A 13,046-nucleotide genomic window follows, 5' to 3' on the forward strand; every position below is an offset into this window, starting at 1 on the left:
TAATGTAAAGTTAAACTTTAAGAGAGAATTTATGAAAAGAAAATTAATGCTGTTATTGGCATGCCTTTTTGTGGGCATAGGCCTAGTAACTGCCCAGACTCAAAAGGTCACAGGCGTTGTGATTTCTGAAGAAGACGGGCAGCCAGTTGTTGGCGCTTCTGTGTTGGTAAAAGGTACCACTCTGGGTACAATCACAGATGTAGATGGTAATTTTAATTTGTCGAATGTACCAAGTTCTGCAAAGACTTTGCAGATTTCGTACATCGGTATGCAGACGCAGGAAGTGGCGATAAAGCTCAATTTGCGAGTGGTTCTCAAATCTGATGCACAGCTAATAGATGAGGTTGTGGTAACCGGATATGGGGTAACTAAAAAAGCGGCATTTACGGGATCTGCCCAAACGGTGGATAACAAGGATTTGATGAAAAAAACAGATGCAAACTTTATGAAGTCTTTGGAAGGATCAGTAGCTGGTTTACAAGTAAATAGCTTGACTGGACAACCTGGTGCATATGCTTCTACTACTATTCGTGGGGTTGGTTCAATGAACTCTGGAACTGAACCTTTATACGTAATTGATGGTATTGCCATTTACACAGACAAAATGGGGGCTTATAACAAAGCCGGAACAGGGGATATGGCGGCAAGTCCGATGGCTAATATCAATCCTAACGACATTGAGTCCATCACAGTTTTGAAAGATGCTACAGCTACAGCTATTTATGGAGCTCGTGCAGCGAATGGAGTAATTGTAGTTACTACTAAAAAAGGTAGTCTGGGAAAAGCGCGTTTTAATGTGAATGCAAAAGTCGGAACTAGTTTTGTAGGTAAGATAGATCATAATTATCGTACGACAAATCTGGATAAATACAAAGAGATCTGGACCGAAGGACTAACAAATGCAGGATATGACGGTGAGGATGGCATGACTTCTGCTGAATGGCTGAATGCCTATGTTATGGATTGGTATAATGTGGACTTGACGCAAAATATCAAGAGTGTGGATTGGCTGAAGGAGATTCTGCAAAATGGTTTTTCACAAGAATATGATATCAGTGCTCAAGGTGGGAATGAAAATTTGCGCTATTATATTAGTGGAGGATATTTTCAGAATACAGGTATCGTCATCGGAACTGGAATGAAACGCTATAGCGGACGTATTAGTTTAGATGGAAAAAGCGGACGGATAGGATATGGACTTTCTGTGAATGGAGCACTCTCTGATATAAACAACACTATGACTGAAAGCCAATATACTAATCCTATTGTAGCAGTATATGACATTCGTCCGTTTGAACAGGTGCGCAATGAAGACGGAACATATAATACAAATGTTAATTATAATCCTGTAGCTATTAACGATAAAGAAAAAGGTGATAAACGCAATCAAAAGCAGATTACATTGGTTGTGAATCCATATTTTACTTATAATATTATTGATGGCTTAACATGGAAGACAAATGCAGGATTGAGCTTGATTGACTTGGACGAGTTCTTTTACAGTTCAATTTATAATCCTCAATATTCCGGTAGTGGTATGCTTGGTCAAAGAAACCAAGAAAGAGCAACAACCTTGACCATTACCAATACCGTAAACTTCAACCGCACTTTCAAAGACATGCATCATTTGAATGTGTTGTTGGGACAAGAAGCACAGAAAATATCTTATAGAACAATTTATGCAGCTGCCAGTGGATATCCTAGTGATGCTGTTTTTGAATTGGACAATGCTTCCAAGCCAACAGGGGCGGGATCTTCAACCAAAGCAAGCACTCTTTCTTCATTCTTTATGAATGCAGAATATAACTTGAATGATAAATATTATCTGTCAGGCAGTTTCCGTTATGACGGCTCGTCAAGATTTGGTGTAAACAACAAATGGGCTCCTTTTTGGTCTATAGGAGCAAAATACCGAATTTCTAACGAAAGCTTTATGGAAAATACCAAAAATTGGTTGACAGATTTGACTATCAGAGGTAGTTATGGAACTGTAGGTAATCAGGATATTGGTTATTATGCAGCAATGGGATTGTATAATTATGGATATTCTTATAATGGCAAACCTGGAGCTATTCCTTACCAAATAGCCAATCCGGATCTTAAATGGGAGACTGTTGCGAAAGCCGATATCGGTATCCATGCTGTTTTCTTCGAAAGACTGACACTCGAAGTAGACTATTATAACCAACGGACAAAAGATATGATATTTGATGTACCACTTTCTTACACAACTGGATTCGGATCTATCCTGAAAAATGTAGGTGAGATGGAAAACAAAGGTATAGAATTCTTAATTAACGCTAACGTACTTAGAAATAAAGATTTCAGTTGGGATGTTCGTTTCACTGGTACGGCAAATAAAAATAAAATCATAAAACTTGCTACAGAAAAACCAATTGAGAATACTCTAACTATCAGAAAAGTTGGTGAAGCGTATAATACGTTCTATATGCCGGAATATGCAGGAGTGGATCCTGAAACAGGAGAAGCAATGTGGTATAAAGGACAAGAAGGGGATGAGAAAACAAAAAATGTAAATGAGGCCGGTCAGCGAATTGTAGGTTCTGCCGATCCTAAATTTTATGGTGGCTTTGGAATGAATTTCAAATACAAAGGCTTTGACTTCTCTTTTGATACCAGTTTCACCTTGGGAAATAAAGTATATAACTCCGGATTTGCATTTGATATGCAGGTTGGACATTATTTCTTAGGCCCGGTATCTAACTACGTTTATGACAACCGCTGGCAAAAGCCGGGAGATATAACCGACGTACCCAAATTTGTAGCTGGAGACAACTCGGGAGCAGAAACTAATTCCAGCCGTTTCTTAATGAATGGTTCTTATTTAAGAATGAAATCCATGGTTTTAGGATATACTCTTCCGAAGAACCTTATGAATAAGGTGGCTATTGACAATTTAAGAGTTTATATCTCTGCTGACAATTTGTTCACTATCACTGCTAAAGATTTTATAGGATTTGATCCACAAACCAGATCTACCGGTATGCAGTCTTGGGCATATCCTGTACCTAGAAATATCATGTTCGGTCTTAATCTTAGCTTCTAAAAAAATAACTTTAGAAATTTATGACAATGAAGAAAATATTATTTGCTTTATTAACCGGTTGGATGGCAATTTCATTCACCGCATGCGATGACTTCTTGACAGAAACGCCATCAACTTCTGTTCCGACAGAAGAAGCCTTGGTTACTACCCAAGATTTTCAGAACGCTCTAAATGGTGTATATTACACATTAGGTTCATATCGTTTTCTGGGACGTGATGTATTAGCAATTGGAGATGCGCCAACGGATATCACTTCACATTCCGTTGCAACGTCTCATTTCTATGACATCTTCCGCTATCAGATACTGGATACTAATTCATACATAGAAGAAATATGGGCATACGGATATTGGGCTATCGACCGTTGTGCACGTATCATTAAAGAAGGTGCTTCATTTAAAGAAGTAACAAAGGGGGATCTGGCAGAAGTGGAAGGATGCATCGCTCAAGCCTATGCAATTAAAGCCCTCTGCTCTTTCTATTTGACTAACATGTTTGGTTTGCCATATTCGGAAGCCAACAAAACGACATTAGGTATCGTAAACGTTACTGAACCCGTCCCTGCCTATTCACAGGTGTCAAGAGTCAGTGTAGAACAAAATTATAGCCTGATTCTTGATGATATAACGAAAGCTAAAGAATATTATGCTAAAGAAGGTGTTGAAAATGTAGGTAAACAGTATATGAATACGGCTGCAGTTGCTGCACTTGAAGCTCGCGTAAAACTCTATATGAAAAATTACGAAGGGGCTATTACAGCGGCTCAAGAGGCAATAACCCTAAGTGGTGGTACAGTTGTATCAACCAAAGAAGACTATAAGAATATGTATACGACATTGGCTGTTTCGACAGAAGACATTTTCTTTATAGCAAAAGCCGAAGATGATTATTTGTCCGCTAATGCTCTGAATACTTTATGGAATAAATACGGTTTGTCTATTAACAGCGCAACAGTAGCAGAATATTCACCTAATGATATTCGGCTGGCGCTTCTTGGCGGTACGTGGACTGGTGGAAAAATGCGTGGTATCACAACCAATAATCAGATTTCTAATTTACCAGTTTTCAGACTGCCTGAAATGTATTTAATACAGGCAGAAGCATATGCAAAACAGTCAACTCCTAATTATGGAAAAGCTAAAGAAAAGCTATTGGAAGTAGCTTCCAAAAGAAATCCGGATTTGGATGACAATGAAATAGCAGAGGATCAAACGGTTATTGATGCCATTGATAAAGAAAGAAAATTAGAACTGGTTCAAGAAGGACATCGCTTCTTTGATGCAAGAAGATTAGGTAAAATTATTAGTGTAGCAGATGGATCGTACACTAATTTCAACATCGCAAAATTTGTGTACCCAATACCTTCTTTTGAAGTCAATTCAGGTTTTGGAGTTATACAAACAGAGGGATGGAGTAATAATTTACCTCGATAAAACATTTTTTAATATTGCCTCCATATAAGGATAAGTTTTAAATAAATAGATGAGACCTGCAATTTCGATTAATTCTAAAATTGCAGGTCTTATTATTTATAAATATATACATAAGTAGTTTTACGTAAGAAACAATAATTCGCTTGCAAAATTTCAATGAATGTCATATTTACCTTGACTAATAATCAACATTTGAATATTAGTCAGAATTAGTTTGTTGCAATTTTCTTCATATAGTATTCCCTTACTAAATAAATATCACGTTTATTATCAGATAATTACGTCCATTTTGGGTAGAGATTAAGTATTACATATATAGACTGACAATAATAACGAATTTATTTAATTATCTAATAATTAAGCATATATGTATCATTAATTAAGAAAAGAAAAAGCTCTCCACGCCTAAACATTTGATATTACATCATTGATAATCAACAATATACAAAATATTTAGTTCTGCAAAGACTTTGCAGATTTCGTATATTGGTATGCAGACACAAGAAGTGGTGATCAAACCAACTTTAAAAGTTGTGCTAAAGTCTGATTCCCAAAATCTAGATGAGGTTGTAGTGACAGCTATGGGGATTAAGCGATCGGAAAAATCCCTAGGTTATGCCGTATCTAGTGTGAAGGGAGATGAAATAACTAAAGCACGTGAAAGTAATGTACTTAACTCATTGTCTGGTAAGATTGCGGGACTGCAAATAGCCCAATCATCTGGTACGGTAGGTGGTAGTTCAAGTATACAGATTCGTGGTGCCTCTTCTATTGGTTCCGTTTCTTCTCCTTTATTTATTATTGACGGGCTTCCAATTGACAATGGTTCTTATAATCCTGACAGAACTAATGGTATAGTCGATGTTGGTAACCGTGCAGGGGATATCAATTCAGACGATATTGAATCTATCAATGTATTGAAAGGAGCAGCTGCAACTGCATTGTATGGAGCGCGTGCAAAGGATGGTGCTATTGTTATTACTACAAAGAAGGGAAAAAAGAACTCTCCGGTATTTGTAACAGTAAACTCTTCTACACGATTTGAAAATGTACTGAAGTTACCTGATTTTCAAAATGAATATGCACAAGGTAGTTATGGCGTATATAATGTGAAAATGTTGAATGGTTGGGGACCGAAGATTTCATCGGTACAAGATCAACAGTTTACAGATTACAAAGGTGACAAAGTGACTTTGAAAGCAAATCCTGATAATGTAAAGGATTTCTATGAAACTGGAATGAGTTATATTAATAATGTATCAGTTGCGGGTGGTGGTGAAAAGGCCGACTTCCGCTTGAGCTTTACTTCTACTAATCAGACTGGTGTTGTACCTGGGTCTGACTACAATAAATACGCTTTTTCTGTCAATGCGGGTATGAATTTTACTAAGAACTTCACTGGTCGTATTTCTGCTCAATATATACGTTCCGATTCTGAAGGTCGTCCGGCACAAGGTGCAAATGATAGCAACCTACTGATTCCATTGATCAACGGATTGCCTAGAACTATTGATATACATGATATTCAAAAGAATTGGATTGATGAGAATGGAAAGCAGATAACATTAGATCCGGAAGGTAAAAGTAATAATCCATATTGGATTATTAATAAGAATAAGTTTACCAATAATTTAGATCGTATGATTGGTAATATTACATTGACTTATAAACCGATTGAAGGATTGACTATCACCAATAATGCCGGAACAGATTTTTACACAGAAGGAAGGCGTAAGGTGTATGCAAAGGGGACTGTAGGAGCCTTGAACGGAAAGTTCCAGACTTGGAATTTGTATAAAAGAATTATAAATAATGACTTAATGGTTTCTTACGAGAAGACTTTTGCAAATGACTATCATTTTAAGGTAATGATGGGGCATAATCTCTATCAGGAGGAATGGAAAAATGAAAATGTGCAGGCGCAGAATCTGGTTGTTGATGGGCTATACACATATACTAATGCGAAGTCTACTACTCCGGTAAATTATTATGAAAAGAAACGTCTTGTTGGTTTATATGGAGATATTAGTTTGGGATACAAAGATATGCTTTTCGTAAATGTAACAGGACGTAATGACTGGTCGTCTACTCTACCGATCAATAATCGTTCCTATTTCTATCCTTCCATAAGTGGTAGTTTTATTTTTACGGAGTTGATGGAAAACAAAGATATTCTGAATTTTGGTAAGGTTCGTTTGAGTTATGCTAATGTGGGTAGTGATGAAGATCCGTACAATTTGGCATTTAAATATACTCCCGCTAGTACTTACTTTTTGCAATATCTGGGTGATGTTAACACTTTCCCCCATATGGGATTAGTTGGCTTTACGGGACCTCGTGTCTTACCAAATGAGAATTTGAAGCCGCAAAATCAAAGTTCTTTTGAAGTTGGAGCTGATTTGCGTTTCTTCGGTGGAAAAATTAGGTTAGATATGACTTATTATAGCAATATTACAAAGAATCAGATTGTAAGTATTGATGTCCCATTGTCAACAGGCTACTTTGCCAATAATATTAATGCCGGGAAGATTGCCAATAAAGGTGTTGAAGTAACTTTGGGGTTGACTCCTGTGGAAACACGTGATTTTAAATGGGACTTGGATGCAACATTTGCTTCAAATAAGCAGACAGTGGAGGAGTTAGCTGAAGGACTTGATGAATATACGTTAACGAGTGGACTGAGCGGTTTACAAATTAAGGCTGCTAAAGGAGATTCGTTTGGCTTGTATGGCACGGGTTGGAAACGTGATGACCAAGGAAATTATGTGATTAATTCTAAAACAGGTTTGAGAGAAACTGTTAATAACGTGCGTTTAGGAGATGTATATCCTGATTTTACGATGGGAATCAACAATACATTTACTTATAAGGGAGTTACCTTGAGTTTCTTGATTGATATCCGTCATGGAGGTTCTTTGTATTCAGAGACTGTAGCTAATTTAAGAAGTAGCGGTTTGGCTGCTGAAACAATAGCTCACCGTGAAGATGCTTCCTTTATTGAGCCGGGTGTAATCCTTCAGGATGATGGAACATATAGACCTAATGATGTTCCTGTGAAAAGTATGCAGGATTATTGGCAGCATATATCCAATTCTAGTAATAATGAAGGGAATATCTATAATGCATCATTTGTAAAACTCAGAGAGGTACAGTTGTCTTATAGCTTCCCGCGCAAATGGTTCAAGAGCTTTTTTGTTAAATCATTGGATTTAGGTTTTGAGGCACGTAACTTATGGATTATTAAAGATCATGTGCCACATATTGATCCGGAAGCTAACTTCTTCGGTCCTTCTCAGATTGGGGGTGGTGTAGAGTTTAACAGCATACCTTCTACCAGAAGTTTTGGATTTAATGTCAGATTAACATTGTAAGATTTAAACGAATATGATAATGAAAAAGAAAATATTAACATACGCATTGAGCGCTTTGGCATGTTTAACTTCATGTAGCGATTGGCTCGATATTAACCATGATCCCAATACTGCCGAGAAAGTTGATCCCGGGTATTTGTTTAACTATGTAGCTGTAAACTGGGCTGGAACACGCACTGGTGGTGACTTTTATATTCCTTTATCTATGAGTTCGCAGTGTCAAGTTGATGGTGGACTTGATTACGGTGGCTGGGATGAATCTGTATATACTATTTCTCCTTATAGTACAGGGAATGTCTGGAAACATTATTATTCTGTAGGTGGCAATAATTTGATGTTAGCTATTAAAAATGCAGAAGAGTCAGAACCGGTGAATCACAATGCTATTGCGCAGTGTAAGATTCTTTTGGCTGAGCATATGTATGAGGCAACGATGTTGTGGGGAGATATTCCTTTCACAGAATCCTGGAACGGAACAATTAAATATCCGAAATTTGATTCTCAGGAAAGTGTATTGAATGGTGTTTTGTCATTACTTGATGAGGCATTACAGCTTATAGATCTGAATGATGCTAATGCAATTGATGAGTACGATATCTATTACAAAGGTGATATGAACAAATGGATGACTTTGGCAAAGTCTTTAAAGTTTAGAACATTGATGGTTATGGTAGATAAAGACCCTTCTAAGGCTGCTGCTATTGGTACGTTGCTGCAGGCTGGAGGAATGGTTGCATCAGCAGCGGACAATTTGGTATTTCCTTACTCTACAGATCCGGGTAACCAGAACCCTAAATATGAACTTATAGAATTGGTTGGGGGGACACAAATATTGTTCTTTGCTAGCAATTATATGTTGAAACCGATGCAAGAACGTGATGATCCCCGTATTCCCTGTTATTTTGAACTGGGTGCGGATGGTGTATACCGGGGGTTGGGTAATAGAGAGGCTGCAAAGACAGATGATGAAGAAAATCTACTGTCATCTGTTGTAAGCAACTACCTTTTCAGAAGAGACGCTCCGGAATTGATTTATTCTTGTCAAGAACAGCTACTTTTGGAAGCAGAAGCTTATGCGCGCGGATTAGGAGTTGCTCAAAATCTGTCGAAAGCTAATGAACTGTACCTGAAAGGAATTCGTGAAGCATGTGCTTTTTATGGAGTTGCGGAATCCGATATTGATACATATGTTACAGGTTTACCGGAATTGACAACGATGACCCAGGAAAAAGCTCTGTATGAGATTCATATGCAGCAATGGATTGATTTGATGGATCGTCCGTTTGAGGAGTTTGTACAATGGAGGCGATCTGGTACTGCCGGAAACGAGGTTCCGACATTGCAAGTCCCGGAAGATGCAACTTCAAAAGAATTGATCAGAAGATGGGAATATAGTCCTGAAGAAATGACAGCTAATATTAATGCACCGAAAGAATCTCCGAAAATCTGGGAAAAACTATGGTTTGATTTATAATTGAATTACCATAAATGATACGAAAAAGAGGACAATAAAACATTGTCCTCTTTTTTTTTGTTATATTTGCGCCCACATTATTATATATAATAGAAGTAAAGAATGAAAGAATTTGTAATATCCGAAGCCAAAGTAGAAACAGCAGTGCTTGTAGGACTCATCACACAGACGCAGGATGAGCGTAAAACAAACGAGTATCTGGATGAACTGGCTTTCCTTGCCGAGACGGCTGGGGCGGAAGTTGTGAAACGATTTACACAGAAGTTGCCGACGGCTAACTCTGTAACTTATGTTGGAAAAGGAAAGTTGGAAGAAATCAGACAATATATCCATGACGAAGAGGAAGCAGAACGTGAAGTAGGAATGGTCATCTTTGATGATGAGCTTTCTGCGAAACAGATTCGTAATATTGAAGCTGAACTGAAAGTGAAGATACTGGACCGTACTTCACTGATTCTTGATATATTTGCCATGCGTGCGCAGACAGCCAATGCGAAGACACAGGTAGAACTGGCACAGTATAAATATATGTTGCCGCGTTTGCAGCGGCTTTGGACTCACTTGGAACGCCAGGGAGGTGGTTCCGGTGCCGGTGGTGGCAAAGGTTCCGTGGGACTTCGTGGTCCGGGTGAAACACAGCTTGAGATGGACCGCCGTATCATCCTGAACCGTATGTCATTGCTGAAAGAACGTCTAGCGGAGATTGACAAGCAGAAAGCTACCCAACGCAAGAATCGCGGACGCATGATACGTGTTGCACTGGTTGGTTATACCAATGTGGGAAAATCAACCATGATGAATCTTCTCTCCAAGAGTGAAGTGTTTGCGGAAAACAAACTGTTCGCTACTTTAGACACTACTGTGCGCAAAGTGATTATCGATAATCTACCGTTCCTGTTGTCAGATACAGTAGGGTTTATTCGCAAGTTACCTACCGACTTGGTAGAATCTTTTAAATCTACCCTGGATGAGGTACGTGAAGCAGATTTGCTTGTGCACGTAGTCGATATTTCCCACCCCGGATTTGAGGAACAGATTGAGGTGGTGAACAAGACCCTGGCAGAGATTGGAGGCAGTGGCAAACCTATGATACTTGTATTTAATAAAATAGACGCTTACACCTACGTGGAGAAAGCGCCGGACGACCTTACCCCCCGAACAAAGGAAAACTTAACACTCGAAGAACTGATGAAGACGTGGATGGCAAAAATGGAGGATAACTGCCTCTTTATTTCCGCCCGCGAACGAATCAATATAGACGAACTGAAAAATGTAGTTTATCAGCGAGTGAAAGAATTACACGTTCAGAAATATCCCTATAACGATTTTCTTTATCAGACCTACGAAGAAGAAGAGGAAGAATAATCAATATGCTAATATGCTGATGTGCCAATTGGTTGCGCGTACTGTATCAGAATTGGCACATTGGCATATGGGCACATTAACACATTATTAAGATGAAAGACTATCGTAGATTGACTGAAGATGAGATACTTCAGTTGAAGAGCCAGTCATGTCTGGCCGATGATTGGGGAAATGTATCAGTGGCAGAGGGTTTTAATTGTGAGTACGTCCATCATACCCGTTTCTCGGGTGAAGTAAAACTGGGGGTATTCGAAGCTGAATTTACATTGCCGGGGGGAATCAAGAAACATTCGGGATTACGTCATGTGACGTTGCACAATGTGTCGGTGGGCGATAACTGCTGTATTGAGAATATACAGAACTATATTGCTAATTATGAGATTGGCAGTGACACCTTCATTGAGAATGTAGATATTATTTTAGTGGATAGGTTAAGCACTTTTGGTAATGGGGTAGAAGTGGCTGTCTTGAATGAAACAGGAGGCCGTGAGGTGTTGATGAACGATAAATTGTCTGCGCACCAGGCATATATTCTTGCACTGTACCGCCATCGTCCCGAGCTGATAAACCGTATGAAATCTATTGCGGATTATTATTCCAATAAACATGCTTCTGCTGTCGGCAGTATTGGCAATCATGTGATGATTCTCAATACGGGCTCGATCAAGAATGTCCGGATTGGTGATTACTGCCATATCTGTGGGACCTGCCGCTTATCCAATGGCAGCGTCAATAGTAATGTGACGGCACCTGTACATATCGGACATGGTGTAATCTGTGATGACTTTATCATCTCTTCCGGCTCTAAAGTGGATGACGGCACGATGTTGACTCGTTGTTTCGTCGGACAATCCTGTAAACTGGGACACAATTATTCCGCTTCCGATTCTTTATTCTTCAGTAATTGTCAGGGAGAGAACGGTGAGGCATGTGCTATTTTTGCAGGTCCTTTCACTGTGACACACCATAAATCTACTTTATTGATTGCCGGTATGTTCTCGTTTATGAATGCGGGTTCGGGGTCCAATCAGAGTAATCACATGTATAAGTTAGGTCCTATCCATCAGGGAACGATGGAGAGAGGAGCGAAGACCACTTCCGATTCATATATCCTGTGGCCGGCACGTGTCGGGGCTTTCTCTTTGGTAATGGGACGTCATGTTAATCATGCCGATACTTCCAATCTTCCTTTCTCTTACCTGATAGAGCAGCGGAATACCACTTATCTTGTTCCGGGAGTTAATTTGAGAAGTGTAGGTACTATCCGTGACGCACAGAAATGGCCAAAGCGTGATAAGCGAAAAGATCCGAACCGGCTGGATTATATCAATTATAACCTGCTGAGTCCTTATACCATTCAGAAGATGTTTAAAGGACGTTCCATTTTGAAAGAATTGAAACGTGTATCCGGTGAAACTTCAGAGATCTACTCCTACCAGAGTGCTAAAATCAAGAACTCTTCTCTGAATAACGGAATTCGTTTTTATGAAATCGCCATTCACAAGTTCTTGGGAAACTCCATCATAAAACGATTGGAGGGTATTAATTTCCAGACCAATGAAGAAATCCGTCAGCGACTGAAACCTGACACGGAAATCGGACTTGGCGAATGGGTGGATGTTTCCGGACTGATTGCTCCCAAGAGTGAAATCGACCGATTGTTGGATGGTATTGAGAATGGAACAGTCAATCGTTTGAAATCCATCAATGCAAGTTTCGCGGAAATGCACGAGAATTATTATACCTATGAATGGACATGGGCTTATCATAAGATTCAGGAATTCTATGGCTTAGATCCGGAAACGATTACGGCAAAAGATATCATCGGTATTGTGAAAGCATGGCAGCAAGCTGTTGTCGGATTGGATAGGATGGTGTATGAGGACGCTAAGAAAGAATTCTCATTGTCTTCCATGACTGGATTCGGTGCTGATGGTTCTCACGATGAAATGAAGCTGGATTTTGAGCAGGTACGCGGTGATTTCGAAAGCAATACCTTTGTGACAGCAGTATTGAAACATATTGAAGATAAAACAGCTCTTGGAAACGAGTTAATCAAACGGATTGAAGCAATCGAATTATAATAGAGTGGCAGATGGCGAACTGTGGATGATAAACAGGATATGATAAATAGCAAACTGTAAATAAAATAGTGAGCGGTGAACGGCAGATGTCAACGAATGGCATAGCTTGTTTACCGCTCGTTGTTTATAGTTTATGATTGTCTTTTGCTGTTCCTGCTTTTCTCCGTTATTCATTCTTAATTCTTCATTCATCATTCGCCATTCTTCATTCTTAATTACTACCTTTGCCACACTAACTAACATTACGTAATA

General features: G+C 39.0%; 7 protein-coding genes. 6 read left to right on the forward strand and 1 reads right to left on the reverse strand.

Annotated features, from left to right (window positions below; genetic code table 11):
- Positions 1–31: 31 nt before the first annotated feature.
- The 6 genes from DWZ47_RS00175 to DWZ47_RS00200 all read left to right on the forward strand — a co-directional run bounded on the left by DWZ47_RS00175 (position 32) and on the right by DWZ47_RS00200 (position 12,794).
- Positions 32–3,067: a SusC/RagA family TonB-linked outer membrane protein gene (locus tag DWZ47_RS00175; protein ID WP_004326265.1), complete on the forward strand. Its 3,036-nt coding sequence runs from the start codon at positions 32–34 to the stop codon at positions 3,065–3,067.
- Positions 3,068–3,087: 20 nt separating this feature from the next.
- Positions 3,088–4,500, forward strand: a complete 1,413-nt coding sequence (locus DWZ47_RS00180; RefSeq protein ID WP_032846421.1) for a RagB/SusD family nutrient uptake outer membrane protein — start codon at positions 3,088–3,090, stop codon at positions 4,498–4,500.
- 491 nt (positions 4,501–4,991) lie between these two features.
- A complete protein-coding gene (locus DWZ47_RS00185; protein WP_032848934.1) occupies positions 4,992–7,871 on the forward strand; it encodes a SusC/RagA family TonB-linked outer membrane protein in 2,880 nt (959 codons plus the stop codon).
- 13 nt (positions 7,872–7,884) lie between these two features.
- Positions 7,885–9,345, forward strand: coding sequence for a SusD/RagB family nutrient-binding outer membrane lipoprotein (locus DWZ47_RS00190; RefSeq protein WP_117512073.1), 1,461 nt, complete (start codon positions 7,885–7,887; stop codon positions 9,343–9,345).
- A gap of 102 nt (positions 9,346–9,447) precedes the next feature.
- A complete protein-coding gene (gene hflX / locus DWZ47_RS00195) occupies positions 9,448–10,710 on the forward strand; it encodes a GTPase HflX (RefSeq protein ID WP_004326261.1) in 1,263 nt (420 codons plus the stop codon).
- 92 nt (positions 10,711–10,802) lie between these two features.
- Positions 10,803–12,794: a DUF4954 family protein gene (locus DWZ47_RS00200; RefSeq protein WP_117512074.1), complete on the forward strand. Its 1,992-nt coding sequence runs from the start codon at positions 10,803–10,805 to the stop codon at positions 12,792–12,794.
- Here DWZ47_RS00200 and DWZ47_RS00205 read toward each other — a convergent pair.
- The gene (locus tag DWZ47_RS00205) at positions 12,789–13,025 is read right to left on the reverse strand and encodes a hypothetical protein (protein WP_229036722.1); all 237 of its coding nucleotides are present in this window, start codon (positions 13,023–13,025) and stop codon (positions 12,789–12,791) included. The two genes, DWZ47_RS00200 and DWZ47_RS00205, sit on opposite strands and share 6 nt — an antisense overlap.
- Between the last annotated feature and the right edge of the window lie 21 nt (positions 13,026–13,046).

This window comes from Bacteroides sp. AF32-8BH, from assembly GCF_003435205.1.
GTDB lineage: Bacteria > Bacteroidota > Bacteroidia > Bacteroidales > Bacteroidaceae > Bacteroides > Bacteroides ovatus.